The 25,996-nt window shown below is 66.2% G+C and carries 22 protein-coding genes and 1 pseudogene; 12 read left to right on the top strand and 11 right to left on the bottom strand.

What is annotated here, in order from left to right; all coding sequences use genetic code 11:
• Window positions 1-8 precede the first annotated feature (8 nt).
• From ACN6O8_RS16010 to ACN6O8_RS15990, 5 genes are all read left to right on the top strand, one after another.
• Window positions 9-1,484: an aldehyde dehydrogenase gene (locus ACN6O8_RS16010; protein ID WP_427992017.1), complete on the top strand. Its 1,476-nt coding sequence runs from the start codon at window positions 9-11 to the stop codon at window positions 1,482-1,484.
• 5 nt (window positions 1,485-1,489) lie between these two features.
• Window positions 1,490-2,524 carry an NAD-dependent epimerase/dehydratase family protein gene (locus ACN6O8_RS16005; protein ID WP_427992016.1) on the top strand — a complete coding sequence of 345 codons (1,035 nt, stop codon included), beginning with the start codon at window positions 1,490-1,492 and terminating at the stop codon, window positions 2,522-2,524.
• Between the two features lie 95 nt (window positions 2,525-2,619).
• Entirely contained in the window at window positions 2,620-3,579 is a 960-nt protein-coding gene (locus ACN6O8_RS16000; protein ID WP_427992015.1) for a tripartite tricarboxylate transporter substrate binding protein, read from the top strand.
• Between the two features lie 189 nt (window positions 3,580-3,768).
• Window positions 3,769-6,006: a hypothetical protein gene (locus tag ACN6O8_RS15995; RefSeq protein ID WP_427992014.1), complete on the top strand. Its 2,238-nt coding sequence runs from the start codon at window positions 3,769-3,771 to the stop codon at window positions 6,004-6,006.
• Between the two features lie 35 nt (window positions 6,007-6,041).
• Window positions 6,042-6,581: a hypothetical protein gene (locus ACN6O8_RS15990; RefSeq protein WP_427992013.1), complete on the top strand. Its 540-nt coding sequence runs from the start codon at window positions 6,042-6,044 to the stop codon at window positions 6,579-6,581.
• A gap of 134 nt (window positions 6,582-6,715) precedes the next feature.
• Here ACN6O8_RS15990 and ACN6O8_RS15985 read toward each other — a convergent pair.
• Window positions 6,716-6,874 (bottom strand): annotated as a pseudogene (locus ACN6O8_RS15985) (glutathione S-transferase); the annotation flags it as partial.
• Between the two features lie 115 nt (window positions 6,875-6,989).
• Between ACN6O8_RS15985 and ACN6O8_RS15980 the strand changes: the two are divergent.
• The 4 genes from ACN6O8_RS15980 to ACN6O8_RS15965 all read left to right on the top strand — a co-directional run bounded on the left by ACN6O8_RS15980 (window position 6,990) and on the right by ACN6O8_RS15965 (window position 10,533).
• Window positions 6,990-7,154, top strand: a complete 165-nt coding sequence (locus ACN6O8_RS15980; protein WP_427992012.1) for a hypothetical protein — start codon at window positions 6,990-6,992, stop codon at window positions 7,152-7,154.
• 190 nt (window positions 7,155-7,344) lie between these two features.
• Window positions 7,345-9,363 carry a hypothetical protein gene (locus ACN6O8_RS15975; RefSeq protein ID WP_427992011.1) on the top strand — a complete coding sequence of 673 codons (2,019 nt, stop codon included), beginning with the start codon at window positions 7,345-7,347 and terminating at the stop codon, window positions 9,361-9,363.
• 38 nt (window positions 9,364-9,401) lie between these two features.
• A complete protein-coding gene (locus ACN6O8_RS15970; protein WP_427992010.1) occupies window positions 9,402-9,938 on the top strand; it encodes a hypothetical protein in 537 nt (178 codons plus the stop codon).
• Between the two features lie 43 nt (window positions 9,939-9,981).
• The gene (locus ACN6O8_RS15965; protein ID WP_427992009.1) at window positions 9,982-10,533 is read left to right on the top strand and encodes a hypothetical protein; all 552 of its coding nucleotides are present in this window, start codon (window positions 9,982-9,984) and stop codon (window positions 10,531-10,533) included.
• Between the two features lie 58 nt (window positions 10,534-10,591).
• Here the strand turns inward: ACN6O8_RS15965 and ACN6O8_RS15960 are convergent, their stop codons facing one another.
• The 4 genes from ACN6O8_RS15960 to ACN6O8_RS15945 all read right to left on the bottom strand — a co-directional run bounded on the left by ACN6O8_RS15960 (window position 10,592) and on the right by ACN6O8_RS15945 (window position 13,035).
• Window positions 10,592-11,212, bottom strand: a complete 621-nt coding sequence (locus ACN6O8_RS15960; RefSeq protein WP_427992008.1) for a glutathione S-transferase family protein — start codon at window positions 11,210-11,212, stop codon at window positions 10,592-10,594.
• A gap of 18 nt (window positions 11,213-11,230) precedes the next feature.
• Entirely contained in the window at window positions 11,231-11,809 is a 579-nt protein-coding gene (gene ampD / locus ACN6O8_RS15955; protein WP_427992007.1) for a 1,6-anhydro-N-acetylmuramyl-L-alanine amidase AmpD, read from the bottom strand.
• 115 nt (window positions 11,810-11,924) lie between these two features.
• A complete protein-coding gene (locus ACN6O8_RS15950) occupies window positions 11,925-12,191 on the bottom strand; it encodes a PP0621 family protein (protein WP_427992006.1) in 267 nt (88 codons plus the stop codon).
• A 1-nt stretch (window position 12,192) separates the two neighbouring features.
• On the bottom strand, window positions 12,193-13,035 hold the full coding sequence (locus tag ACN6O8_RS15945) for a cytochrome C assembly family protein (protein ID WP_427992005.1): 843 nt from the start codon (window positions 13,033-13,035) through the stop codon (window positions 12,193-12,195).
• Window positions 13,036-13,141: 106 nt separating this feature from the next.
• On the opposite strand from ACN6O8_RS15945, the gene ffh reads away from it, so the two are divergent.
• Window positions 13,142-14,548, top strand: coding sequence for a signal recognition particle protein (gene ffh / locus ACN6O8_RS15940; RefSeq protein ID WP_006385754.1), 1,407 nt, complete (start codon window positions 13,142-13,144; stop codon window positions 14,546-14,548).
• A 179-nt stretch (window positions 14,549-14,727) separates the two neighbouring features.
• Here ffh and lysM read toward each other — a convergent pair whose 3' ends face one another.
• The 6 genes from lysM to trmB all read right to left on the bottom strand — a co-directional run bounded on the left by lysM (window position 14,728) and on the right by trmB (window position 23,508).
• On the bottom strand, window positions 14,728-15,174 hold the full coding sequence (gene lysM / locus ACN6O8_RS15935) for a peptidoglycan-binding protein LysM (protein WP_006385755.1): 447 nt from the start codon (window positions 15,172-15,174) through the stop codon (window positions 14,728-14,730).
• 46 nt (window positions 15,175-15,220) lie between these two features.
• The gene (locus tag ACN6O8_RS15930) at window positions 15,221-15,538 is read right to left on the bottom strand and encodes a hypothetical protein (protein WP_427992004.1); all 318 of its coding nucleotides are present in this window, start codon (window positions 15,536-15,538) and stop codon (window positions 15,221-15,223) included.
• Window positions 15,539-15,780: 242 nt separating this feature from the next.
• A complete protein-coding gene (locus tag ACN6O8_RS15925) occupies window positions 15,781-21,369 on the bottom strand; it encodes an autotransporter domain-containing protein (RefSeq protein ID WP_427992003.1) in 5,589 nt (1,862 codons plus the stop codon).
• Window positions 21,370-21,585: 216 nt separating this feature from the next.
• On the bottom strand, window positions 21,586-21,786 hold the full coding sequence (gene thiS, locus ACN6O8_RS15920) for a sulfur carrier protein ThiS (protein WP_427992002.1): 201 nt from the start codon (window positions 21,784-21,786) through the stop codon (window positions 21,586-21,588).
• Window positions 21,787-21,796: 10 nt separating this feature from the next.
• Window positions 21,797-22,738: a prolyl aminopeptidase gene (pip, locus tag ACN6O8_RS15915; RefSeq protein WP_427992001.1), complete on the bottom strand. Its 942-nt coding sequence runs from the start codon at window positions 22,736-22,738 to the stop codon at window positions 21,797-21,799.
• Window positions 22,738-23,508, bottom strand: a complete 771-nt coding sequence (gene trmB / locus ACN6O8_RS15910; protein WP_427992000.1) for a tRNA (guanosine(46)-N7)-methyltransferase TrmB — start codon at window positions 23,506-23,508, stop codon at window positions 22,738-22,740. The genes pip and trmB overlap by 1 nt, the downstream gene beginning before the upstream one ends.
• 175 nt (window positions 23,509-23,683) lie before the next feature.
• Between trmB and ACN6O8_RS15905 the strand changes: the two genes are divergently transcribed.
• Together ACN6O8_RS15905 and ACN6O8_RS15900 are read left to right on the top strand one after the other, a co-directional pair.
• Window positions 23,684-24,595, top strand: a complete 912-nt coding sequence (locus ACN6O8_RS15905) for a LysR substrate-binding domain-containing protein (RefSeq protein WP_427991999.1) — start codon at window positions 23,684-23,686, stop codon at window positions 24,593-24,595.
• Between the two features lie 182 nt (window positions 24,596-24,777).
• The gene (locus ACN6O8_RS15900) at window positions 24,778-25,971 is read left to right on the top strand and encodes a CaiB/BaiF CoA transferase family protein (protein ID WP_427991998.1); all 1,194 of its coding nucleotides are present in this window, start codon (window positions 24,778-24,780) and stop codon (window positions 25,969-25,971) included.
• Window positions 25,972-25,996 lie beyond the last annotated feature (25 nt).

Genomic DNA, 25,996 nt, shown 5'->3' with positions numbered 1-25,996 from the left:
CCGACCTTATGCAAGCATCGAGCCCAAAGCCCTTCCGGTTGGGCGCCGAATGGCGCCACGGCCAGGACGGCGACGCCGTCATCACCTCCATCAATCCCGCCGACGGCAGCGTTGCCGGCATCGTCACGCGGGCCCAGCCGCGCGACGTGGATGCCGCCGTCGCCATCGCCTGGGACGCGTTCCAGCGCCAGCCCTGGCGCAAGCTGCGCCCCGACCAGCGCGCCGCCACGCTGTACGAGATCGGCCGGCGCCTGGCCGCCGAGCGCGAGCCGCTGGCGCGGCTGCAGATGATCGACAGCGGCAAGCCGTGGAAGGAATGCCTGAACATGGTCGACAGCGCGGCCGGGCATTTCCGCTATTACGCCGCCGTCTGCGAGACCTGGCAGAACGAGATGACCTCGCCGCGCGGCGAGTATTTCTCGATGGCGCTGGCCGAGCCGTTCGGCGTGATCGCGGCCATCACGCCGTGGAACTCGCCCATCATGAACGAGGCGCAGAAGGCCGCGCCGGCGCTGGCGGCCGGCAACGCGGTGCTGCTCAAGCCGTCCGAGGAAACCCCCCAGCTGGCGCTGGAACTGGCCCGCCTCTGCGCCGAGGCCGGGCTGCCCGAAGGCTTGCTGACGGTGCTGCCTGGCCACGGCGAAGACGTCGGCGCCGCGCTGGTCAAGCATCCCGGCGTGCGCATGGTGTCGTTCACCGGCGGCACCGAGACCGGCCGCGCCATCGGCGGCATCGCCGGCCAGCGCCTGATTCCGGTCGGCCTGGAGCTGGGCGGCAAGTCGCCGCACATCGTGTTCGACGACGCCGACCTGGACCGCGCCGTGGCCGGCGTGGTGTCGGGCATCTTCGGTTCGGCGGGCCAGAGCTGCGTGGCCGGTTCGCGGCTGTTCGTGCAGAAGTCCATCTACGGCCGCTTCATGCAGGCGCTGGTGGAGCGCACGCGCCAGGTGCGCGTGGGCCTGCCCGATGACCCGGCCACGCAGATGGGGCCGCTGGTGTCGCGCGCGCATCGCGACAAGGTCGCCGGCTATGTCGATATCGGCCGCGCCGAAGGCGGCCGCGTGCTGGTCGGCGGCGCCGCGCCGGATCGCGCCGAGCTGGCCAACGGCTGGTTCTACCTGCCCACGGTGATCGACGGCCTTGGCAATGGCGCGCGCGTCTGCCAGGAAGAGATCTTCGGGCCGGTGCTGGTGGCGTTGCCGTTCGAGGATGAGCAAGATGTGATCGAACAGGCCAATGACACGCCCTTCGGCCTGGCCGCCGGCATGTGGACCGGCGACTATGCCCGCGCCTGGCGCGTGGCGCGCGAGATCGAGGCGGGCTCGGTCTGGATCAACACCTACAAGCAATCGCATATCGCCACGCCGTTCGGCGGCTTCAAGGCCAGCGGCATCGGCCGCGAGAAGGGCCTGCATGGCCTGCGCCTCTACAGTCAGGTCAAGAGCCTGTACTGGGGCATGCACAATCAACCGATGGGACTGTGAATCACATGACGACCGACAAGAAAAGCGCGGCGCTGCCGCTGGCCGATGCCCGCATCCTGATCGCCGGCGCCGCCAGCCTGGTGGGCTCGCACACTGCCGACGCGCTGCTGGCCGCCGGCGTGCGCGAGGTGATCCTGCTGGACAACTTCGCCTTTGGCACGCCCGAGGCCATCGCCCACCTGCAAGACAATCCGCGCGTGAAAGTGGTGCGCGGCGACCTGATGCGCCTGCCCGACCTGCTGGCCGCGACCGAGGGGGTGGACGGCGTGCTGCACCTGGCGGCGTACATGACGCTGGGCTTCGCGCAGACGCCGTGGCAAGCGGTGGACGTGAACATCCGCGGCGCGCAGAACATGCTGGAAGCCTGCCGCGCCAACAAGGTGAAGAAGTTTGTGTTCGCTTCGTCCAACGCGGTCTACGGCTACGGCAGCGGCATCGCCGGCGCGCTGGTCGAGAACGGCCCGTTCCATTCCGTCGGCGCGCCGCCCGCGGCGATCCTGTACGGCGCCTCCAAGATCATGGGCGAGCAACTGTGCCGCCAGTACTACCAGAAGGCCGGGCTGGACTACGTGGTGCTGCGCTATTCCACGGTCTATGGCGAGCGCCAGCACTACCGCGCCGCCAATTCGCTCTACATCATGGAGACCTACGACCGGGTGCGCCAGGGCGAGCGCCCGGTGCTGCCGGGCGATGGCACCGATACCAAGCACTTCGTGCACGTGTCGGACGTGGCGCGCGCCAACGTCGCCGCGTTCCAGAGCGAGGCCACCGACGTGGCCGTGAACGTGTCCGGCCCGGCGCCCATCACCACCGGCGAGCTGGTGCGGCTGGTGCTGGACTACTGCAACAGCGACCTGGAACCGGAGATTCGCCCGGATCCGCCGGGCACCGTGCGCCTGACCTCGGGCGGCGCCTTCCATATTCCGCACGACCTGGCCTGGCGGTTGATCGGCTGGCAGCCGCAAGTGGGCATGGCCGAAGGCGTGACGCGCCTGCTGGCGTGGCGCGAGGCGCAGGAAGGGAGCAAGGGAACAATTTGACCCGGGGCGGCCGTCGCAGCCGTCCCGCGTGACGGGCCGGCAGGTCCGGCCCATCGCGACGCATAACAACAGCACTACCCACACAGGAGACAACCATGTTCTTTACCCGCAAGGCGGCCGCTCGCGCCGCGCTGTCCGTGGCCGCGCTGTGCGCCGCGTGGCCGGCCTGGGCCTGGCCCGATCATCCCATCGAACTGGTGGTGGGCTTCGCGCCCGGCGGCGGCACCGACCTGACGGCGCGTTCGCTGGCGGTGTTTCTGGAAAAGGAGCTGGGCGTCACCATCGTGGTGCAGAACAAGCCGGGCGCGTCCAGCGCTATCGCGCTGTCGTACGTGGCGCGCGCCAAGCCCGACGGCTACACGCTGGCCATGACCAACATGCCCGGGCTGGTGTCGCTGCCGATCGAACGCAAGGCCGGCTTCACCACCGCCGACTTCACCTATCTCGCCAACCTGGTGCGCGACCCAAGCGCCTTCAGCGTCGCCGCCGACAGTCCGTACCAGACGCTGGATGCCTTGATCAAGGCGGCGCGCGAGAAGCCGGGGTCGATCAGTTATGGCTCGACCGGCGTGGGCACCGATGATCACCTGGCGCTGGTGCTGTTCCAGAACCTGACCGGCACCAAGCTCAACCACGTGCCCTACAACGGCGCGGGGCCGCTGCGAAGTTCGGTGCTGGGCGGGCACACCGTGATCGGCGGCCTGAACCTGGGCGAAGTCATGCCCTATCACGGCAAGAACATGCGCGTGCTGGCCCAGGCCAGCGCGACGCGCTCGCCGCTGGGGCCGGACGTGCCGACGTTCAAGGAGCTGGGGGTGAACCTGGTGTTCGCGTCCGAGCGCGGCATTGTTGCGCCCAAGGGCTTGCCGGCGGATGTCGCCGAGAAGCTGCGCCAGGCCTTGGGCAAGGTCGCCGCCAATCCGGAATTCCAGGCGCAGATGAAGCAGCAGTTCACCGAGATGGATTATCTCGATGGGCCGCAGTGGCAGGAACGCTTGAAGCAGGATGATGGGCGGCTGCGGCAGATCTGGGCGAATACGCCTTGGGTGGAGTAGGGCGTCAGATGGTGGTCCCGCGATTGCGGCGAGATGCTCCAGATCGCGGGACGCGGGCCAGTGTCTGAGAACTGGTCTGAATTGCGGCTTTTTTTTACTGTAAATCGCGGCTCAACCGTTTATGTCTATGGACGGTCGCCTGCGTGCTCATGGGCGGCTATTGATTGATCTGCGATCAGGAACCGCATCATGGCTACACCTACCCTTGACCCCGTTGTCGTTTATGGCAGTTGGCCTCCAGAGCCGTCTGGTTGGGGCGGGGCGGGGGGAATGTGGGATTGGGACTTGTACTCGCGACCTGAGTGGGACTGGTTGACGGGTTGGGATTGGGGGGGATGGGGATACCCTATCGAAGACCCCGATCCGCCCGGCGAGGTCCCTGATTCCACTGTGACGGTTGATGCACCGACGCCCGAGGCTGCGCCCGCGCCTGTTCCGTCCAACTGGGGTGGCCCGGCGCTGGAGTCCGGGCTGTGGGACGTGGACCATGGGCTGTACTACTTGGCGGGCCCGCCTTCCTCTCCTCCCATCTGGGGTGATGCGAGATACCTCGACTCAGTGATCAAGGGAAAGGAGGACTACTACGCTTCCCATTACGGTGAGGAGTCCAGGTATTACCGCGATCCAACATCCTCCAGTGGTTTGGCCGCATCGGCGGTGAATGCGATTGTGCCGGAGACTGGACATCTACTGAAGCACATCGGCACGTTGCTGCAGCACAATCTGGATGAGCAAGCCTTCAAGGTATTGAAGTGGATGTCTCGCAAGAACTACGCATTCATTCAGGGCGTATTTAGTTGGAATGCCATTCAGAAGGATATTGCCGCAGGCGTACCGCCTAAGGTAGCAATAGGTTCCGAGGCGGCACTGCTGATGTTCAACTATCTGGCCGCGGAAGGAATTGCCTTTGCGGTACTGGGCTCGTTGGGCATTGCCGCGGCAGGTCCGGTCGTTGCCGCATCGGTCGTAATAGGCGCCGGCGTTGCCATTGGTTCAGATCTAATCGGGGTTAAGAGCATCGCAGCCAAGCTTATCAATGACGCGCTATTCAATGTAGATCCCCAGTTGATCGAGCCCCCGTCGGCTGCTGGCGCCAATTTCCTTCAACACGGCGAGCGAAGCGCGCTTCCCTCGCCTGCCGAAGATATGTCTGCACATCCAAGCCCACTTTTCGTTGAAGATGGGGTAGTGCAGTTTTCCGACTATCAAGTCTATCTGGCGATGCGGGAGATCGTCGAGCACCCAGATCGGTATCCGGATGCGGTTGCCCTCCTGCCCGGTATCCTTGCCAGCATTGCCGGGACTATTGGTTCCGAAGATGGCGCAGGTATTGACCTTGCCGGTGAGGATGTGAGTATGCGAGCTCCACCTGAGACTGTCCGATATGCCGATATCATCCCGGATAATGGTGTCAAGACTTTCGCAGGAGGGAATGAACGATCTTATCTGTTCATCGGCGACGACACGCCAAACAAGATGATTGGTGGCAAGGCAATCAATTGGTTCATGCCCAAAGCCGATCATGGTGGGGCCAATACCATCATCGGCAGTCCGGACGGTTACAACGTGCTCGATTTTTCGTTGAACGAAAAAGGTGTCGACATCCTCATCCAAGACAATGACCGTATGGGAAAATGGATTTTGGATCGCGCTTACGCGCTCGGCATTGATCCGGGCCGGATCTACGATCACTTCCTCACATATGGCAACGCCCTGCCTTTACTACGAGGATGGTTTGCGTCGGAAGAGTTGAATGCCGGTTCATGCGCTCGATTCTCCGATGATATCTATAAGAACATCGATTACATCATTGGTAGCAACTATGACGACATCATCATCGGTGACATGCTCGGGGGTGTGACAATGACCGGTGGGGCGGGAAACGATACCTTCATCCTGCATGGCGGAGGGAATCGTGTGATATTCAATGATGGGGATTTTGCCTCTCCAGGCAGTGGGGAAATCACCACGAAGTTCGTTCATGGCTTGACTACCGGCTCAGAAGCAGATGACTTCAATGCAAGGCACTACGCTCCCCAGTATCTGAACTTGGGTGGCTATTTCGGTTTCCGGCTCGATCCCGATGTCCTCGACTTTTCCAATCTCGACGGTGACGTCAACGTCGACGGATATCAGGCAATGAGATTTATCGGGGAACATGCTTTCACCGGTCATGCCGGTGAAGTCAGATATGTGACCCACAATTCTCATGGATCCAACATCCCGGACCAGACGGCCGGCGATGAAGGAGGCTACTTCTGGACGACGGTGCGCCTGGAAGGTGACAGAACCGGCTCCGGCGAGGCCGACTTCTTCGTGGAGTACACCAATTATTTGAACCCGTCCAACGACAACAGCTTGTGGTCGGAATATGCGACCGGCAATATCTATCCCTTCCTTGACGACGCAAATCTCTTCTTCGGTTGAGTAGTTGCGCGGAAAAATTGGCTATCGGGTCGAAGATGCAGGGTCTGTTTGAAACCAAGGAAGACGGCACGATCATCTACTACGGCAAGATGGGTCGAAACGCGCCCGGCTACATCGTTGACGAAGCTGCCATGAAGGCCATCCGGAGGTTGTACGCCTGGGCATCCGGCACATCACTTGTGACGATTCCCGCCATGGTTCGCGCCGGCCTCTGGTGGCTGTCGCTGGTGGTCGGGGTAATCTTGATCGTTGGTGCGCATCTTCGCCATAAGGAAATCGTCAAGGACCTGCCTGTCTCCGCTTGCTATTTCAACCCAGGTTTCAAAAAGCGCTGGGTGCTGCTCAGTCGGAATGCATCATATTGGATGTTAATCCCTAGCCTGCTAATCGTTTTCCCGTTTTTTATCGTGGCGTTCTGGCGAACACTGGATGACCAGGAGAGAGATCCGGTAGCGGTGTGGATGTTCCTCGGTGTGGTCGTCGTGTGCTGGATGACGTTCGCCGCGCTTTTTTTCATCAAGATCAAGCGGTCGCTCGGTAAAGTGAGGGCATGGCTCAAAGACGGCCGGAATTGAGGAAGATCTCCTTCCCGCCCTTCGGCTGTCGTCTCAGCCTGGTCAATGAATGTGGCCATCCTGTTTGCCCGGATCAAGGCAGGGGTTGGCAGACACAGGACGTAATCGTCTCGCGCGATTGCTATTCCGCAGAATTAGTCTCCCCTTTTACCCAATCGCAACGTCAACGTCCGTTGCCTCGCCGACCACGTCATCACGCGCCGGTACCACGCCGATAGCGCCGGCGTGTCCGGCCGCTCGATCGGTAGCGCCAGCCAACGGTGCGCGGAACACACCAGGGCGATGCCGCTCATGATCTGACCGAAGCCATGCCTACGACGGCAAGAACATACGTGTGCGGGCCCAGGCCAGCGAGACGCGCTCGCCGCTGGGGCCGGATGTGTCGACCCTCAAGGAACCGGCGGGTGAATGCAGGCCCTGGGCAAGGTGGCCGCCAATCCGGAGTTCCAGGCGCAGATGAAGCAGCAGTTCACCGAGATGGATTATCTGGATGGGCCGCAGTGGCAGGAACGCTTGAAGCAGGATGATGGGCGGCTGCGGCAGATCTGGGCGAGCACGCCTTGGGTGGAGTAGGGCGCTGTACGCTGTTGCCGCGATGGCGGTGACGTGCTCCGGATCGCGGGATGGGGGCTAGTGCCTGAGAACGGGTCTGAATTGCGGCTTCTTTTTTACTGTAAATCGCGGCTCAACCGTTTATGTCTATAGACGGTCGCCTGCGTGCCTGCGGGCGGCTATTGATTGATTCGCGATCCGGAGCCGCTTCATGCCCACGCCCACGCTTGGCGCCATCACCGTTTATGGCACTTATCCGCCGGAGCCGCCGAGTTGGGGCGGTGGATTAGGGTCTGGGCTGTGGGACGGCATCGGCTGGTCTTACTTCTCGACGCCCCGGATCGTTCCCGCGTGGTACATCGCGCAGATTCTCAACCAAAAGGAAGCGTATTACTTTTCGCATTACAGCGAGGAATCGAGGTATTACCACGATCCGAAGACGACGCGTGGGATGGTGGAGCCTTTGGTCAATGCGCTTATTCCAGAGACGGGAAAAGTGTTGGGGTACATGCAAGACTTGCTGAAAAGCAGTCTGGACGAGTCCTCCTTCAAGATTCTCAAGGCGATGGCGCGTACCCATGCTTACTTTATGCAGAGCGTCTTCAGTTGGAGCGAAATCCAAAAAGATATCGCTTCTGGCACGGATCCCAAGGTTGCAGTGGGCTCGGAGGTGGCATCCGTAGCGGTCAGCGCGATGATCGCCGGCGCGCTGGCCGGATTGGCCGGTGCGCTCATTGCTATCGAGGGGCCCGCCGCCGTTGCGACCATTGCCATCAACATCGGCGTTGCGACGCTATTGGATACGCTTGGACTGAAAGGGGAGGCCGCCAAGCTCATCAACGATGCCCTTGCTGGTGCGGAAAAGCATGTATCGGCCGCAGGGGATACACCTTCGGCGACATCTCCATCACCAGATGAAGCTGATCATCATGCACCTCCTGCAACCGTTGAGGCTGGCTCGCCGGCGCAGGGCGAGGCATCGCCCTTCAATGATGGCGTTACGTTTTTTTCCGATTACCAGCTTTATTTGGCTATGAAGGAAATAGGCGCGCATCCGGATGACTATCCAGATGCTGCGGTGATCCTGCCCGCAATTCTTGCGGACGTCGCAGACAGGATCGTGAGTGGCAATGGCCCAGGTATTGAGGCCAACGGTAGTGGTTCAGTCCTGCGGAGGCCACCAGAGATTGTGCACTATGCAGACATCGAACCGGAGAATGGCGTGAGGTCATTCGTGGCGGAGGATGGGAAGTCCTATCTGTTCATCGGCGACGATACCCCGAGCGAGATGGTTGGTGGCAATGCAATCAACTGGTTCATGCCGGAAAACGCCTACGACTGGTCCAACAAGGTTGCCGGTAATCCCGATGGCTACAACATCCTGGACTTCTCCTTGAACGGGTGGGGCGTCGACATCGTTGTAAGTGGTAACGATCGCATGGACAAGTGGATTGCGGATCGGGCCAGCACCTTTGGACTCAAGGACTATGACGTCAATCGCCATTTCCTTACCCATGAAAGCGCCCTGGGGAAACTTCGCGGGTACGCACCGGTGGAGTTGACATCCGGTTCTTGCGGCGACTGGTGCCCGGGGGAATATCGCAATATCGACTATCTGATCGGTAGCGACTATGACGACATCCTTGTCGGCGACGTACTCGGAGGAATGACGTTCACTGGCCGTGGTGGCAACGATACCTTCGTCGTGCACGGAGGCGGTAATCGCATCGTCTTCAACGACGGGGATTTCGTCGATCCGGCCTCTGGGAAAATCACGACGAAATACATTCACGGGCTGACCACGGCTCGCGAGGCCCGCGATTTCAACCTCAAGAACTACCAGCCGGCTTATTTGGGGGGCTATGGGGGGCTGCGTATCGAGCCCGATGTGCTGGACTTTTCAAACGTGGATGGCGACCTGAATACTGAGGGGCACCAGGCCATGCGGTTTATCGGGACAGGGCAGTTCACCGGGCATGCCGGAGAACTCAGGTATGTGACCGAGGACCATTACGGACTGTATTTGCCCGCCACTCATGATGAGGACGGCGTTGGGTGGCGGGCCACCACCGTATGTTTGGAGGGAGACAGAACCGGCGATGGAACAGGGGACTTCTTCATCGAATATACAAACTACTCCGATCCTTCTATTCCATATGGGTCAATGTTCTCTGCGTTGGTGGGAGTTATTTACCCCTATCTCGACAGTGACAACCTGTTCTTTGGCTAAGCGAAGACACTTGGGATGCACGGTTTTCGGAGATAGTGATGCGTTCGGGTTTTACATACACCGGCTTGTTCGAGACCAGGGAAGACGGCACGACTATCTACTATTACGGTAGACGTGATGGTCATGCGCTCGGATACCACGTGGACGAGGCCGCCATGAGTTCCATCCGGCGGTTGTACGTGGAGTTATTTGCGGCTTCGGTCTTTGGCATCTCTCCTGCGTTCACCGCGGGGTATCGCTGGACGGCGCTGCTGCTTGCAGCAGTGGCGGCCGCTTCCTTTTATATTCGGCACAACAGACTCATCAAGACACTGCCGGTTTCGCTCTATCCACGGCCCCGGTTCAGGAAAAGGGTGATGTTGATCGGCAGAAGCATGTCTTATGCCCTGATCGTGCCTAACATTTTTCTGCTGCCCGCTGTCGCTGCGCTGGCATTTTCCAAGCTTGATGGCGCATCCCATTTGAGTCCGATCTTGATATGGTCGGTCGTCATCGTCGCCTTTGCGGCATGGGCAGTAAATTTCGCCTTCCTGTTTGCCAAGATCAAGGCGCGGTTCGGCGGGCGCGGGAGATAGTCGTGCCACGACCGTGCGGACGAATTGTCCATCGAGATGGGACATGAACTTGGGACCGAGAGGGCTGTTCGAAACCCTGGAAGACGGCACCATCATCTATTACGGCAAGATGGGTTGGAACAAGCCCGGCTACATCGTCGACGAAGCAACCATGAGGGCGATCCAGAGGCTGACTGCGGCGTCGACAGGTACGGCGATTCTGACCATTCCGGCTCTGTTTCGCGCCGGTTTCTTATGGCTGTCGCTGGCGCTGGGGATCATTCTGGTCGCGGTAACTCACGTTCAACACAAAAAGCTTGTCAAAGACCTGCCGGTCTCCACGCTCCACTGCACGCCGGGGTTCAGACGGCGGTTTGTTTTGATAAGCCTGGACATGTCCTATTTCGTGCCGGTTTTGGGCCTGATCTTCGTTTGCCCATCGCTTGCGTGGATAGGTTGGAGCAGTCTGGGCGACCCCGATATCAAGCCGGTATTGTCGTGGGCAGCATTGGCTGGCGCGGCTTTGGGATGGTTGTTCAGCGCCGCCATGTTGTCCGTCAAGGTCACGATGTCGGTACGCCGCGTCAGGGCCTGGCTCAAAGACCGCAGGAAGTGAGACAGGCTCGTTCCGCGCCGCGATTCTGTTCGTCCGGAGATGTCGGGACGCTTTCCCCTTACTCCAACGGCAACGTCAACACCCCCTGCGTCGCCGGCCGCATCATCACGCGCCGATACCACGCCGACAGCGCCGGGGTGTCCGGCCGCTCGATCGGCAGCGCCAGCCAGCGGTGCGCCGAGCACACCAGGGCGATGTCGCCCATGGTCAGGTGGCGGCCGGCGATGAACTCGCGGCCTTGCAGCGCCTGATCCAAAATCCGCGCGCGGTCGTTGCTGCGCTTGACCGACAGGTCGATGGCGGTTTGGTCGCGCTTTTCTTCCGGCGTGCGGATCAGTCCCAGGAAGGCCGGTCCCATGGCGCCTTGCCATTCGGTGGTTTGCCAGTCCATCCAGCGGTCGGCGTCGGCGCGCAGGCAGACGTCCTCGGGCCACAGGGTGCCGGCGCCGTAGCGGGCGGCCAGGTAGCGCACGATGGCGTTGGATTCCCACAGCACGAAACCGCCGTCGTCGATGGCGGGCACGGTGCGGTTGGGGTTGATTTTGGCGTACTCGGGCGTGTCGACCACGCCGAACGGGCCGCCGGCCTCGATGAAGGTGTGCGGCAGCGCAAGTTCGCGCACGGCCAGCATCACTTTCTGCACGTTGACGGACGTCAGCCGTCCCCAGATCTTCAACATAACCATTCCTTGTAGGGGTCAGGCGGGCGGCAATTGCCGCCGCGCAAAGCCGCTGTCGCGCCCGAAGCGCGTCCAGTTGAAAGCGGGCCCCGGGTCGGTCTTGCGGCCGGGAGCGATGTGTTCGTGGCCCGAGGCGGCCGCCAGGGGGTAGCGCGCGCGCAGCACCGGCGTCAGCCGGCGCAGCGCCACGTATTGCTCGTCAGTGTAGGGCAGGGCATCGGTGCCTTCCAGTTCGATGCCGATGGAGAAGTCGTTGCAGCGTTCGCGGCCGGCGAAGCGCGAGACGCCGGCATGCCAGGCGCGCGCGTCGGTGGAGACGAACTGCACGATGCGGCCATCGCGGCGGATGAAGAAATGGGCCGATACGCGCAGGCCGCGCAGGCGTTCCAGCCAGGGGTGGGAGGCGTAGTCGAGCGTGTTCAGGAACAGGCCGGCCACCTCGGGGCCGCCGAACTGTCCGGGCGGCAGGCTGATGTTGTGCAGAACCAGCAGCGACACCTGGGCGTCGTGGGGACGCGCGTCGCAATTGGGGGAGGGCAGTCGGGAAACGCCCGGGGCCGGCGCCAGCCAGCCATGTCGATCCAGAAGCAGGGGCATGGGACGAGAGCAGGTTGGTATCCAACATGCATTATGCCGTGCATATAAAAAGGGGGCGAATGAGGGGCGCGGGCCCTTGCGGGCGCGGTGCGGTGGGTAGCCTGCCGCCCGCCTTTTATTTCGCGGCCGGCCCCAGCCGGGCGTGTTCCTGGCTGCACCAGGTCCGGCCGCCTTGCAGCAGGGCTTCGGAACGCGGCAGGTGGATGCCGCAATGGGCGCAACGCACCATGGCCTCGGGCGCGCCGGCGGCGGGCGTGCTGGCCGTGGCGCGGGGCCTGGCGCTGGCCGGGGGGGCCTGGCGCGCGGCGGCCATGCGGCCGGCGATGCGCGCCACGAACAGCACGCCGATGATGATGACGATCCAGAACAGCAGCTTGCCCACGTCAGCCTCGATGCAGAATGACTTCCAGCACGAACCGGCTGCCGGTGTAGGCCAGGATCAGGAAGCCGAACCCGGTCAGGGTCCAGCGCAGCGCCACGCGGCCGCGCCAGCCCCAGATGTGGCGGCCGGCCAGCAGCACGCCGAAGGTGAACCAGGACAGCAGCGTGAAGACGGTCTTGTGGTCGAAGGGCAGGATCTGGCCGGTGAGCTTCATGGAGGCGATGGAGCCCGAACCCACGGCCAGGGTCAGCACCACGAAGCCGATCCAGATGATGCGGAACAGTAGCTGTTCCTGCACCAGCAGCGGCGGCTGCGAGTCCAGCACGCGGCCGATGATGCTGCGTTCGGCGGGGGCGTCCAGAGGGCGGTGCAGGTGGCGGTCGAGCAGCGCCATCAACATGGCGTGCAGGGCGGCGATGGTGATCAGGCCGTAGGCGGCCAGGGCGATCAGCAGGTGCACGCGCAGCCAGGGGTTGTCGGCGTGGGGCACGAACTGGCCCTGCGGGAACAGCGCGGCCAGGCCGCTGGCCAGGGTGGCGGCCGGCAGCAGCAGCAATTGCAGGCCGTCGATGCGGACCAGCAGGCTTTCGAGCCAGAAGACGACCATGCCCAGCCAGATGGCGGCCGACAGGGCCAGCGCCCACCCGATGAACAGGTGCGGGGCCCCCAGCATGGATTGTTGCAGCCCGATTCCATGGAGAACCAGGGCTCCCAGCAGGCACATCCGGGCGACTTTGCCCGTTTGTTCGACTTCCCCGGCGCCCGCCAGGCGGATCCAGAGGGATCCCCCCAGCACCGCGTACGCCAAGGCGGCCGCTGTGTGAAATACAATGCCAAGTGACATAGAAACCGTTGTCTGGATGGGGCCTGGGGGCGCATGCCGCCCGACAGTGCGCAATCCGCGCCTGCGGCCACCGTTCAATCAACTAGTTTAAGCGGAAACGCCTCTCATGCTCGATAACCTAACTCAACGCCTGTCGCGCGTCGTCAAGACGCTGCGCGGCGAAGCCCGCCTGACCGAGGCCAACACCCAGGAAATGCTGCGCGAAGTGCGCATGGCCTTGCTGGAAGCCGACGTGGCGCTGCCGGTGGTGCGCGATTTCGTGGCGCGGGTCAAGGAAAAGGCGCTGGGCGAAGAAGTCGCCGGCAGCCTCAGCCCCGGCCAGGCCCTGGTGGGCGTGGTTCACAAGGAACTGACCGCCCTCATGGGCGGCGACCTGGGCGCCGATTCCGGCGAACTGTCGCTGGCGGTGCAGCCGCCCGCCGTGATCCTGATGGCCGGCCTGCAGGGCGCGGGCAAGACCACCACCACCGGCAAGCTGGCCCGCTGGCTGAGCGAAGGCCAGCACACCCAGCACGGCCGCAAGACCGGCAAGAAAAAGGTGCTGGTGGTGTCCGCCGACGTCTACCGTCCGGCCGCCATCGACCAGTTGAAGAGCGTGGCGGCGCAGGTCGGCGTCGATTTCCTGCCGTCCGATCCCAGCCAGAAGCCCGAGGACATCGCCCGCAACGCGGTCGACCATGCCCGTCGCCATCACTACGACGTGCTGATCCTGGACACGGCCGGCCGCCTGGGCATCGACGAGGCCATGATGCGCGAGATCCGCGCGCTGCATGACCTGGTCAAGCCGGTCGAAACGCTGTTCGTGGTCGACGCCATGCAGGGCCAGGACGCGGTCAACACCGCCCGCGCCTTTGCCGAGGCGCTGCCGCTGACCGGCGTGGTGCTGACCAAGCTGGACGGCGACGCCCGCGGCGGGGCGGCGCTGTCGGTGCGCCACGTCACCGGCAAGCCGCTCAAGTTCGTCGGCGTCTCCGAAAAGCTCGACGGCCTGGAGCCGTTCTATCCCGAGCGCATGGCGCAGCGGGTGCTGGGCATGGGCGACATCGTCTCGCTGGTCGAGCAGGCCCAGAAGAACATCGACATCGCCGAAGCCCAGAAGCTGGCGGCCAAGATCAAGTCGGGCAACAAGTTCGACCTGAACGACTTCCGCGACCAGCTCGGTCAGGTCAAGAAGCTGGGCGACATGGGTTCGCTGCTGGAAAAGCTGCCGGCCCAGTTCCAGCAGGCCGCCGGCCAGTTGCAAGGCGGCCAGGCGGAAAAGCAGTTGCGCCGCACCGAGGGCATCCTCAATTCCATGACGGCCGCCGAGCGCGCCAAGCCGGAACTCATCAAGGCCTCGCGCAAGCGCCGCATCGCGGCCGGTTCGGGCGTGCCGGTGCAGGAGGTCAACCGCCTGCTGGCCCAGTTCGAGCAGATGCAGGGCATGATGAAGCAGATGAAGAAGGGCGGCATGGCCAAGATGATGCGCGCCATGGGCGGCATGAAGGGCATGGGCCGCTTCATGAAGGGCTGAGCGGCGCGCGCAGCGCCCGGCGGCGGGGCCGTCCCGCCGGGGCCTGCCGATGTCCGCCGGCCTTGACCCCGGGGTCTTCAGAAAAAAATGGCCAGGCATTGCGCCTGGCCAAATCATCGCGGCAGGCAGGGGGTTCTGCGCCGCGATACGGGCCCGCGAGGGCCCATTCCGTTCGTTGCCTACGACAGGGGCGGGATGCGCAGCACCTGGCCCGGATAGATCTTGTCGGGGCTGGTCAGCATCGGCTTGTTGGCCTCGAAGATCAGGGTGTTCTTGGCGCCCTGGCCCTTGCCGTATTGCGCCTCGGCGATCTTCCACAGGTTGTCGCCCTTCTGCACCGTGTACATCTTGGCTTCCGGCGCGGCCTGCTTGACCTTCAACTGGTTGTCCACCGCCGCCACGCCGACGGTGTTGCCCAGCGCCAACGCGATTTTTTCGGCGGCTTCGGTGTTGGCGGCTTCGCCGGTCACGGTGACCTTGTCGCCATCCACCGAGATCTGCAGGCCATCGGCGTTCAGGCCGTGCTTGTCGAGTTCTTTCTTCAGTTCGTCGGGCGTGGCCGCCTTGGCTTCGCTGGCGCCGAAGAGCTTTTCTCCAACGTCCTTGATGAAATTGAGCAGACCCATCGTGTTTCCTTTATCTATGTGGCGGTGGGAGAAAGAGCGATGCGTGTCAGGGCGCGCGGCCCGCGAACATCTTGCGCACGATGCCGGCGATGAGCGTCAGTACCGCGCCGCCCACGCCACCGCCGACCACGCTGCTGGCAATCGCGGCAAGATCCATTCCGCTGTTGCCCGTCGCGACGGCGCTGGCGCCGGCGGTGATCATCGGCGCGAGCCAGGAGCCACCGGCCAGGCCACCGATCGCGCCGGCGATGGTGTTGCCCAGGGGCCCCAGGTTGAACTGCTGGAGCATCTTGCCCAGGCCATTGCCCCCGGCCGCGCCGGCGACAAGCTGGATGATGAGGTTGATGATGACCGCGGTGTTCATGATGCCTCCTCTGCCCCTCAGGGCATTGTGCAACGTTAGAACAACAGCAAGACAGCAGGACGACGGTAACGTCAGTAACAACGATTATGACCCGCGCCTTTGCCGCCAGACGAGGGGGGAACGTGTAACAGGTTGCTAGCCGCGTGCCAGACTGCGCAAGAATGCGCGCGAGTTGGCGGCAAGCATGGCGGCGGGAAGCTCCGCCGGGAGGGCGGGACGCTTCCCGGCAGGGCTGAGGTGGACTAGAAGCGCAGGTTGAAGGTCGCCTTGATGGCGTGGTCGGCCTGGTTGCCCCCTAATTGGCCGTTGTAGGCCAGGCCGAGCGTGGTATTGGCGAGGGCGCGGTAATCGAGGCCCGCCTCGACCACCGCCGTGTTGCGCGCCAAGGGCACGCCGGCGACGGCGTAGGTCTCGCCACCGGCGGCGAAGCGCATGGTCGCCAGGGGTGCGATGTCGCCGAACGCGCGGCGCCAGCCGGCCATGCCGCGCACCACCAGGGGGGCGCCCTTCAGATCGAAGCTGCGCGCGGCGCGCAGGCCGAGCGTGCTGAACGTGACGTCGGTGGAGCCGCTGGCGGCGGACAGCGCCGCCATGCCGCCTTGCTCGGTGAAGCCATGGGTACGCTGGTTCACATAAGCGAGGTTGGCGAACGGTTCGAAGACGGCGCGGCCGACGCGCATCTGGTAGCCCAGTTCGCCGAAGAGCTGCGAGGTGCCGGCGCGGTAGCCGCTTTTCAGGCGGTCGGAGAAGCCCGGGAAATCGACGTCGCGGCGCGCGGACAGGTCATGCCAGGTATGGCTGGCGCCCGCGCGCAGGGCCAGCCCGCCCCAGTTCGCGCCGGCATACAGGCCGAGGTGGTAGTTGTCGCTGTCGCCCGAGGAGCGGCGGTCCTCGACATTGAAGCGGGTGCGGCTGTAGCCGGCCACGGCGCCCAGGCGCCAGTGCGGCGACACGCGCGTGTCGGCGCCGCTGAGAAAGCCGCCGGTCGAACGGTCCAGGCGCGCCGCGTTGCCATTGGCCTGGGTCCGGGCCCAGGCGCCGAAGGCCTGTCCCCATAGCGTCACGCGATCGGAACCGGCCCGCGCCGCACGCGGCTGGCCGTTGTCATAGGCGATCGCCGTGGCGCCGGCCAGGGCGCCGGAGAGCCCGTCGCTGGATAGCCCGTCGCCGGAAAGCCCGTCGCCCTCGGACGCCGCGCGCAGGCGGGTGTTGACGGCGTCGCGCAGGTAACGGCTGTCTTCGATCAGGGCCGTCGTGACCGAGGCGTAGGCCTCGCCCGACAATTGATCGTAGGCGGCCCGCGCCTGCGGCGCGGACAGGCCCAGTATCGCGCCGTAGAGCGGATTGCCTTGGCCCAGGCTGTCCGCGGCCGCGCCGGTGGCGCTCTGGTTGGGCGTGTTGCCGACCTGGCCGAGGCCGACCTGATTGCGGGTCATCGTCAGATAGGCATTGTTGGCGTCGTAGTCGAGCGCCGGCGTCAGGAATGCCAGGTTCGACGTGACTGCGCTGAACGCGCCGCTGCGGCCGCCGCTGGCGCTCAGGATCGTGTAGCGCGTGGCGCTGGCGTAGTCGCCGATGCCGGCCACGACCTGCACCGTGCCGCCATTGAGGGTGGCGCTGCCGCTGGCGCTGATGCGGTCGGACGCGCCGCCCGCGTCGATCTCGACTTCGTACGTCGAGCCAGGGTTGAAGACCAGATTGCCGGCGACCTGCAGCGTGCCGATGGAGTTGCCGGGCGCGACGGTGCCGTTGACCGTCGTGTTGCCCACGCTGCCGTTGCCTTGCAGCCGGCCCGCGGCGCCCACCTCGAGGCTGCCGCCGAGTCTGCCGTTCACCGCCAGCGTGCCGGCCCGCAGGGCGGCGTTGCCCGTGTAGGCGGATGAGTCGCCGGTCAGTTCGAGCTTGCCGGCGCCGAGCTTGAGCAGATCGCCCGTGCCCGCCAGGCGGCCGCCATAGGTGCCGTTGGCGACCTGGTTGAAGGCGAGCGAGGTGCCGGCGGCCAGCGTGGCGTTGCCGCCCAGGCCGGCGCTGCTGGTGACCATCGCGCCACGGGCCAGCCTCAGGGCCAGGGTCGATGGGCCGGTCAATGTGAGGGTGCCGGAGCCGAGTTTGACGAGTTCGCCCGTGCCGCTGAACGCGCCGGCATAGGCCGTGTCGATGGCCTGGTCGACGGTCAGGGTGGCCGTGCCCAGCGCCACCGTGCCGCCCGTGCCTGCCAGCGCGGAGACGGTCAGGTCGTGATTGTTGAGATCGAGCGTGCCGCCATTGACGGTATAGGCGGTGCCGGCGACAAAGGCGCCCGCGCCGCCGGCGCGCAGCGTGCCGGCGTCGACGGTGGTGCCGCCCAGGTAGGCGTTGGCGCCGGTCAGGATGGTGGTGCCGCTGCCCAGATGGCGCAACGCGCCGGCGCCGCTGATGTCGCCGCCGAAGGTGACGTTATCGCTGCGGTTGAAGGCCAGGGTGCCCTGGTTGGCGACGTTGCCGGTGATGCTGCCGCGGTCGCCGCCATCGCCCAGTTGCAGCGTGCCGCCGGCGATGGTGGTGCCGCCGGTGTAGCGGTTGGCGCCCGTCAGGATGAGCGTGCCGGCGCCGGCCTTGGTGAGGGATTTGCCGTTCCAGCCGGTGGCGGCGTTGGCGGTCTGATCCGCCAGGTCGGCTCCCACGGTGAAGCGGTTGGCGGCGTCGGCCAGCGTGAATGTGCCGTGCGCGCCGCTGTTGCGGGCGGCCCAGGTCAGGCCGTAGGTGGCGAGATATTGCCGTTCGTCGCGCGACTTGCGGGTCGACAGGCTGAGGTAGTCGACCGCGCCGCCGAACCCGCCGATGTTGATGTGGGTGAAGTCGTTCTGGATCTCGATGCGGGTGTCGATCAGCACCTTGTCGCGTTCGAGCGGCCCGTTGATGCCGGTGAGGTTGAGCGTCGCGCCGGGGTCGATGATCAGTCGGTCGGCGGTCAGCGACGGTCCGCTGTCGTTGGCCTCGATCGAGAGCGTTGCGCCCACGCCGTAGTAGGAGGCGAAGCCGACATGGCGCCCGACATTGACCGTGGTCTTGCCCTTGATGGACAAGGCGCCCTCCTGGTACACGATGAGGTCGCCGCCCACGTTGTAGACGCTGCGCGTGGCGCCATCGCCCAGTTGCACCGCGCCTTGGTAGATCGATACATGGCCCTGTTCGCCGCGTTGGGCGCCGGCAAAGTCATTCGAGCGGGTCAGGGTCAGGGTGCCGGCGCCCTGTTTGGTCAGCGACAATGACGCGGTCGAGGAGTCGGCGAGGGTGCCGCTGAAGAGCGAGTCTTGCGCGCCGTTGATGGTCAGGGTGCGATGCGTGGTGCCGCGGTTGGTGACGATGCCATCGCCGGTCAGCCCCTTGATGGTGACGTCCAGGCCGCCGATATCGAAGACGCCGCCGTTTTCGACCTTGACCCCGCTGCTGGCGCGCAAGGCGTCGCCGGCCCCGGCGACCAGCACGCCCGCGCGCACGGTGGTCGCGCCGGTGTAGGTGTTGATGCCCTGCATCGTCAGCGTGCCGCTGCCGGCTTTGACCAGCGAGCCGCCGGTCCGGGGCGCGTTGCCGCCGTCCGCGACGATGCCCGAGAGGGCCGGTTGGTTGTCGTCGCTCGTGATCGTCAGCTCATTTCCGCCCAGATAGAAAATGCCATCGCCGGCGAGGGATCCCACCGACAGCTTGCCATCGCGTGCCGGCCCCGCGCTGTAGCCAAAGTCGACTACCGCGCCCGGGGCGTTAAAGAGGGTCGCGCGGCCGCCGTCCGCATTGCCCAGGAAGATGATCCGGGAATAATTGCTGATGCGCGCATCCGCCGCGCTGCTGTTCGTGATGAATTGCAGGGTGCCGTAGTTGCGCAGGTCGGCGTGGCCAGCCGAGCTGTTTTCGTAGAAGCCGAGCAGGTTGTTGTTGACCAGCAGGGCGCCGCCGGCGTTGGCATTGCCATAGAAGTACGCCGAGCCGACGCCGCTGGCGATGTTGATGCGGCTGATGCCGCTGTTGTCGACGTTGTGGATTTCAAGCCTGCCGCTGGTGTCGATGGCGCCGACGACGGAGCCCGCCTTGTCGCGCGTGCCCAGCACCAGCGCGCCGTCCGACACGGTGGTGCCGCCGGTGAACGTGTTGGTGCCGGTGAGGACCAGATCGGCCCGTCCCTTCTTGACCAGGGCGCCGTCGCCGGAGATCGTGCCGCCATACGTGCCGCTGGCGCCTTGGTCGAACGTCAGCGTGCCATTGGCGCCGCTGGCGAAGCGGACGTTGCCGGCGATGCTCTCGCTGGTGCCGGTCAGGCCGCCCTGTTTCACGTCCCAGTCCTGGTTGCCGCTGCCGGTCAGCGTCCAGGTGCTCGCGCCCGTCTTCTCGAAAGTGTCGAAGCCGCGGTATGACTGATCCGGGCCGACCTGCGTGATGAAAAAGCTGCTGTCGCCGGCGCCGCCCAGCGCCAGGACGTTGTTGCCGCCGCCGGGCGCCACGACGACGTTGCCGGTGATGTTCGAGCCTTGCCACAGTTCGAGGCGGTTGCCGCTGCCGAACAATTCGATGGCGTTGGCTGGCAGGCTCCGGATGCCGGGCGCGCCGGGCGCGATGGTGCCCGCGTTGACGATCGTGATGTTGCCGGAAGCGGCGCCGGAGACGCCCACGCCCGGCTGGCTGGCAGTGTAGTTGTTGGCGTTGTACGGCCCGCCTTCGCCGCCTTGGATCAGGCCGGCGTTGGTGAGCGTGGCGGCCTGGCCGGCCCGGAACGCGATGCCGGCGCCGCCCGTGCCGGGCGCCCGATCGGCCCAGGCGGTACGCGTCTCTCCGCCCTTGCCGCCGCTGATGGTGCCGAACGCGCCGTTGTCGATCGAGCCGCCCCAGGCCTCGATGCCCGCGCCGCCGCGCCGGCCCGCCGCTTCAAGCGTGAGTCCGGCGGCGCCGCCGGCAATGGTGCCCTGGTTGCTCACGGTGCCCAGGTTGCTGAGTACGCCCGCGCCCGCCGCGCCGCCCGCCGCCGAGCCCATGCCGCCCGAGCCGCCGGTGACCGTGCCGCTTTCCACGGAGAGCGTGCCGCCGTTGTAGAGGAACGCGCCCGCGCCGCCGCCGCCGCCGGAGCCACTGCTGGCGGCGCCGGTGGTGCCGCCGTTGCCGCCGGCGACACGGCTGCCGCCGGTGATGCGGAAGACGCCGCCGGAGGTCATGGTCAGGCCGACGCCGCCGCCGCCGCCGCCGGCCTGATACGCGAGGCCGAGACTCTCGCCCGCGCCGCCGTTGCCGCCAATGATGTTGTAGCCAGAGGTCCAGACGTTGGCGACCGTACTGGACGTTTCCAGCCCCGCTCCGCCACCGCCGCCGCCGCCGGAGTCGAACACGAGCGTGGCGTTGCCGCCGTCGCCGCCGACGAAATCGAAGGGCAGAACCAGGGTGCCCGGGCTGGCGTGGTTGCCGGTTCCGCCCGCGCCGCCGCCGTAGCCCGCGCCGCCGCCGCCGCCGGCAAGCCCCGAGCTGCCGGCCGCGCCGCCGCCCGGGCCCGCGCCGGGGCTGGCATCCCTGCCCAGGCCGAGCGTCTGGCCGGCATCGCCGCCCTTGCCCATCGATCCTGCCCCGCCGCCTCCACTGGCCAGGCCGCCCATTCCGCTGACGCTGCCATTGGCGCCGCCGCCGTCGCCGCCGCCGCGCAGGATCTGCTGGGCGTGGACGGCCGGTGCGGCGGCGATGCAGACCGCCAGCGACCAGGCCAGCACGGAAAGCGGCAGGCGTTCGCCGGCCGCCGGCGCGGCGGCGGCCGGGCCGCCGCGAGACATGCGGGAAGGGGAGGTGGGCCGCCGCAAGGCGCGAGAGGAGAGTCGCATGGGGAAATGCCCGCAAAATGAAAGCGGACAATCTTCGGGGATCGGCGGGGCTTTGACTTCGCCCCGCGTCCCGCAAAACCATACCCGGCGTCTCAGCCTGTCATCGGGGCGCCTCGAAGCGGCTGTTCCCCCCCGCCCGAAAAACAAAAGGGCTGCGTTGCCGCAACCCTTGATGCACCGGGATGGCCGGCCTCGCGGAGCGGGCCGGGCGGCGGCTCAGCCGCCGCCCACCGCCACCACGATCTCGACCTGGTCGCCATCGGCCAGCGCGGTCTGCGCGTGCTGGCTCTTGGGCACGATCTCGCCGTTGCGTTCCACCGCGACGCGCTTGCCGGCATAGCCGAGCGTTTCGAGCAGTTCGCCTACCGTGGTGTCCAGCGGGAATTCGCGGGCGTCGCCGTTCAGGGTGATGTGCATGTCGGTCTCCTCAGCGTTTGGCGTAAGCGTCGGTGGCGGCGATCAGGCGCGCCAGCGTGCCGGGTTCGTCGAAGGCGTGGCCGGCGTCGGGCACGATGTGGAAGTCGGCCTCGGGCCAGGCGCGGTGCAGGTCCCAGGCGCTGCGCGCGGGCGTGCAGACGTCGTAGCGGCCCTGCACGATGGTGCCGGGAATGCCGCGCAGCTTGTGGGCGTCGCGGATCAACTGGCCTTCTTCCATGAAGCCGGCGTTGACGAAATAGTGGTTTTCGATGCGGGCGAAGGCCAGCGCCGCGCGGTCGGCGGCGTGGCTCTGCTGGTGGCGCGGGCTGGGCAGCAGCGTGATGGTGCTGTCTTCCCATTTGCTCCAGGCCTTGGCCGCGCGCAGTTGCTCGGCCGGGTCATCGCCCGTCAGGCGCTTGTGATACGCCGCCACCAGGTCGCCGCGCTCGGACTCGGGAATGGGCGCCAGGTATTCTTCCCAGCGATCCGGGAACAGCCAGGAGGCGCCCTCCTGGTAGAACCACTGGATCTCGGCGCGGCGCAGCGCGAAGATGCCGCGCACCACCAGTTCGCTGACGTGCCGCGGATGCGTTTCGGCATAGGCCAGCGCCAGCGTCGATCCCCACGAGCCGCCGAACACCAGCCACTTGTCGGCGCCCATGATTTCGGTGCGCAGGCGCTCGATGTCGGCCACCAGGTGCCAGGTGGTGTTGTTGTCCAGGCTGGCGTGTGGCGTCGAGCGGCCGCAGCCGCGCTGGTCGAACAGCAGCACGTTGTAGCGCTGCGGGTCGAACAACTGGCGATGCACCGGCGAGCAGCCGCTGCCGGGGCCGCCGTGCAGGAACACGGCGGGCTTGCCCTGCGGATTGCCGCAGAGTTCCCAATAGACCTGGTGGCCGTCGCCGGTGTCCAGGCGTCCGTGGCGGTAGGGTTCGATCGCGGGGTAGAGCATCAGGCCACTCGCTTGAAGATCAGGTCCCAGACGCCGTGGCCCAGGCGCAGGCCGCGGTTCTCGAATTTGGTGAGGGGGCGGTAGTCGGGACGCGGCGCGTAGCCGTCCACCGTGTTTTTCAATTGCGGTTCGTTGCCCAGCACGTCGAGCATCTGCACCGCGTAGTCTTCCCAGTCGGTGGCGCAATGGATGTAGCCGCCCGGCGCGATGCGGCTGGCCAGCAGGGCGATGAACGGCGGCTGGATCAGGCGGCGCTTGTGGTGGCGCTTCTTGGGCCAGGGATCGGGGAAGTAGATGTGGACGCCGGCCAGCGAGTCCGGCGCGATCATGTCGCGCACGACCTCGACCGCGTCATGCTGGATGATGCGCAGGTTGGGGATGCTGGAATCCTCGATGCGGCGCAGCAGCGAGCCGACCCCGGCGTTGAACACTTCCACGCCCAGGAAGTTGTCGCCGGGACGCGCCAGCGCGATCTTCTCGGTGGTCTCGCCCATGCCGAAACCGATTTCCAGCACCGTCGGCGCCTCGCGGCCAAAAACGGCGGCGGGATCCAGGCGCTTGGGGGCGTAGGCAATCGACCACTTGCCCAGCAACTGTTCCAGCGCGGCCAATTGGCCCTGGGTGATATGGCCGCGGCGGTGCACGAAGCTGCGGATGTGGGTGGCGCCGGGGCTGTTGGGGGCGTGCGCGGCGCTGGCCAGCGCGGCTTCGGTCTGGGGGGAAACCGGCGCGGGCGCGTCGGGGCTGCCGGGTGTTGCGGGGGTGTTCACGGGCGGATTCGCAGAGCGGTTCGTTGTCATAGGCGGAATTGTAGTGGCAGCCCCGGCGGGCCGCAGCCGGCAGGGGGATTAAATGGGGACTTATTGCCGCGCGGCGCGCCGGGGCCGGCCGGGCGCGCCGCGCTATAGTGCAGCCGCGGCGTCCGCCTGGCGCCGCCCGTCCGCCATGAATATCGCCCGCATCGACCTTGTCACGCTCTCGCTTTTCGTTTCGGTGGCCCGTCAGGGCAGCATCTCGGCCGGCGCGCGCCAGTCGCATCTGGCGGTGGGCGCGGCCAGCAAGCGGATCTCGGATCTGGAGGCGGCACTGGACACCCAGTTGCTGTACCGCAATGCGGCCGGCGTGGAGCTGACCGAGGCGGGCCAGGCCTGCCTGGTGCATGCCCTGCGGGTGTTGCAGGAGGTCGAGCAGATGGCGGGCACGCTGTCCGACTATGCCCGGGGGGTGCGCGGGCAGGTGCGCATCGCCGCCAATACCTCGTCGCTGACCCAGTTCCTGCCGGAAGACCTGGCGTCCTTCATGGAGACGCATCCGGCCGTGCGCATCGACCTGGAAGAGCAGAACAGCAGCGACATCGTCACCGCCGTGCTGGAAAATCGCGCCGACGTCGGCGTGTTTGCCGACCGCACCCCGGCGGCGGGCCTGGCCACGGTGCCGTACCGGCTCGACGAACTGGTGCTGATCGTGCCGCAGCGCCATCCGCTGGCGCGCCAGGCCCGCGTGGCGTTCGCCGACACGCTGGCCTATGACTACGTCGGCCTGCCGCCGGCGACCTCCCTGGCCACCCGCCTGGCCGATGAGAGCGGCCGGCTGGGCCGCGACATGCGGCTGCGCATCCAGGTGCGCAGCTTCGACGCCATCTGCCGCATGGTGGCCGCCACGCGCGGGGTCGGCATCCTGCCACGGTTGGCGGCCGAGCCGCATGCGCGCTCCATGCCCATCCGCCTGATTCCCCTGGCCGACGATTGGGCGCGCCGCTGGCTGTTGCTGGGCGTGCGCGACGCCGACGCGCTGCCGGTGGCGGCGCGGCTGCTGCTGGCGCATCTGCGTGGCGCGCGGGACCCGGGCACGGCCTAGGGGCTGGCCGCGCAGAAAAAACGCATCGTACCGGCTGGTGATCGGGCGCCCGGCCCGGCCGCCACCGTCGCGCCGGGCTTTCTCGATCCGGGAATGCCCCCTTCCCGAATCGTCCATTCCGCCGCCGCGGGCGATGGCGCACACTGCCCGCCATCATCGGTTGGACTCGCCCGGGAGGCGACATGGCAGGGCAGATACTCGCCGGCATACGCGTGCTGGAACTGGGACAACTCATCGCGGGGCCGTTCGCCGCCAAGACGCTGGCGGACTTCGGCGCGCAGGTCGTCAAGATCGAGCCGCCGGGGCAGGGAGATCCGCTGCGCAAGTGGCGCCTGCTGCACGAGGGCACGTCGGTGTGGTGGGAAGCGCAATCGCGCAACAAGCAGTCGGTCTGCGTCGACCTGCGCCAGCCCGAAGGCCAGGACATCGTGCGCCAACTGGCGGCCGAGGCCGATGTGCTGATCGAGAACTTCCGCCCCGGCACGCTGGAGAAGTGGGGCCTGTCGTGGGAGACCCTGCATGCGCTGAACCCGCGCCTGATCATGCTGCGCATTTCCGGCTACGGCCAGACCGGGCCGAAGGCGCGCGAGCCGGGCTTTGCCGCCATTGGCGAAGCCATGGCCGGCCTGCGCTACCTGAATGGCGAGCCGGGCCGCGCGCCGGTGCGCGCCGGCCTGTCGCTGGGCGACACCATCGCCGGCCTGCATGGCGCGCTGGGCGTGTTGCTGGCGCTGTACCAGCGCGACGCCCGCGGCGGGCAGGGCCAGGTGATCGACGCCGCCTTGTACGAAAGTCTCTTCAACCTCAGCGAAAGCCTGCTGCCGGAATACTCCGTGTTCGGCGTTGTGCGCGAGCCGGCCGGCGCTTCGCTGCCGGGCATCGCGCCGTCCAACGCGTATCCGTGCCGCGATGGGTATGTGCTCATCGCGGGCAATGGCGACGCCATCTACGCCCGCCTCATGGCCCGCATCGGCCGCGACGACCTGGGCCGCGATCCCGAGCTGGCGCACAACGATGGCCGCGCCCGCCGCGTCGCCGAGATCGACCAGGCCATCGGCGCCTGGACCGGCGAGCGCGGCATCGACGAGGTGCTGCAGGCCATGCGCGAAGCCGACGTGCCTTCCGGCCGCATCTATTCGGTGGCCGATATCGCCCAGGACCCGCACTACCAGGCGCGCGGCGCCATCACCCGGCTGGAGGCCGCCAGCGGCATCGCCGTGGACATGCCGGCCGTGTTTCCGTGCCTGTCGGCCAACCCCGGCGCGGTGCGCGAGCGCGCGCCGACGCTGGGCGAGCACACCGACGCGGTGCTGGCCGCGGCCGGCCTGAGCCCGCAACAGCGCGAGGCGCTGCGGGCGCGCGGGGTGATCGCATGAGCCATTTCAATTTCCGCCGCCCGGC

This window comes from Achromobacter sp. (assembly GCF_050285565.1).
Lineage (GTDB): Bacteria > Pseudomonadota > Gammaproteobacteria > Burkholderiales > Burkholderiaceae_B > Achromobacter.
This window is presented reverse-complemented; position numbering and strand designations above follow the sequence as displayed.

Bases quoted from the DNA above. Each gene is read 5' to 3' on its own strand.
- ACN6O8_RS16010 (WP_427992017.1), top strand. From the start codon at position 9: ATGCAAGCATCGAGCCCAAAGCCCTTCCGGTTGGGCGCCGAATGGCGC.
- ACN6O8_RS16005 (WP_427992016.1), top strand. From the start codon at position 1,490: ATGACGACCGACAAGAAAAGCGCGGCGCTGCCGCTGGCCGATGCCCGC.
- ACN6O8_RS16000 (WP_427992015.1), top strand. From the start codon at position 2,620: ATGTTCTTTACCCGCAAGGCGGCCGCTCGCGCCGCGCTGTCCGTGGCC.
- ACN6O8_RS15995 (WP_427992014.1), top strand. From the start codon at position 3,769: ATGGCTACACCTACCCTTGACCCCGTTGTCGTTTATGGCAGTTGGCCT.
- ACN6O8_RS15990 (WP_427992013.1), top strand. From the start codon at position 6,042: ATGCAGGGTCTGTTTGAAACCAAGGAAGACGGCACGATCATCTACTAC.
- ACN6O8_RS15980 (WP_427992012.1), top strand. From the start codon at position 6,990: ATGCAGGCCCTGGGCAAGGTGGCCGCCAATCCGGAGTTCCAGGCGCAG.
- ACN6O8_RS15975 (WP_427992011.1), top strand. From the start codon at position 7,345: ATGCCCACGCCCACGCTTGGCGCCATCACCGTTTATGGCACTTATCCG.
- ACN6O8_RS15970 (WP_427992010.1), top strand. From the start codon at position 9,402: ATGCGTTCGGGTTTTACATACACCGGCTTGTTCGAGACCAGGGAAGAC.
- ACN6O8_RS15965 (WP_427992009.1), top strand. From the start codon at position 9,982: ATGAACTTGGGACCGAGAGGGCTGTTCGAAACCCTGGAAGACGGCACC.
- ACN6O8_RS15960 (WP_427992008.1), bottom strand. From the start codon at position 11,212: ATGTTGAAGATCTGGGGACGGCTGACGTCCGTCAACGTGCAGAAAGTG.
- ampD (WP_427992007.1), bottom strand. From the start codon at position 11,809: ATGCCCCTGCTTCTGGATCGACATGGCTGGCTGGCGCCGGCCCCGGGC.
- ACN6O8_RS15945 (WP_427992005.1), bottom strand. From the start codon at position 13,035: ATGTCACTTGGCATTGTATTTCACACAGCGGCCGCCTTGGCGTACGCG.
- ffh (WP_006385754.1), top strand. From the start codon at position 13,142: ATGCTCGATAACCTAACTCAACGCCTGTCGCGCGTCGTCAAGACGCTG.
- lysM (WP_006385755.1), bottom strand. From the start codon at position 15,174: ATGGGTCTGCTCAATTTCATCAAGGACGTTGGAGAAAAGCTCTTCGGC.
- ACN6O8_RS15930 (WP_427992004.1), bottom strand. From the start codon at position 15,538: ATGAACACCGCGGTCATCATCAACCTCATCATCCAGCTTGTCGCCGGC.
- ACN6O8_RS15925 (WP_427992003.1), bottom strand. From the start codon at position 21,369: ATGCGACTCTCCTCTCGCGCCTTGCGGCGGCCCACCTCCCCTTCCCGC.
- thiS (WP_427992002.1), bottom strand. From the start codon at position 21,786: ATGCACATCACCCTGAACGGCGACGCCCGCGAATTCCCGCTGGACACC.
- pip (WP_427992001.1), bottom strand. From the start codon at position 22,738: ATGCTCTACCCCGCGATCGAACCCTACCGCCACGGACGCCTGGACACC.
- ACN6O8_RS15905 (WP_427991999.1), top strand. From the start codon at position 23,684: ATGAATATCGCCCGCATCGACCTTGTCACGCTCTCGCTTTTCGTTTCG.
- ACN6O8_RS15900 (WP_427991998.1), top strand. From the start codon at position 24,778: ATGGCAGGGCAGATACTCGCCGGCATACGCGTGCTGGAACTGGGACAA.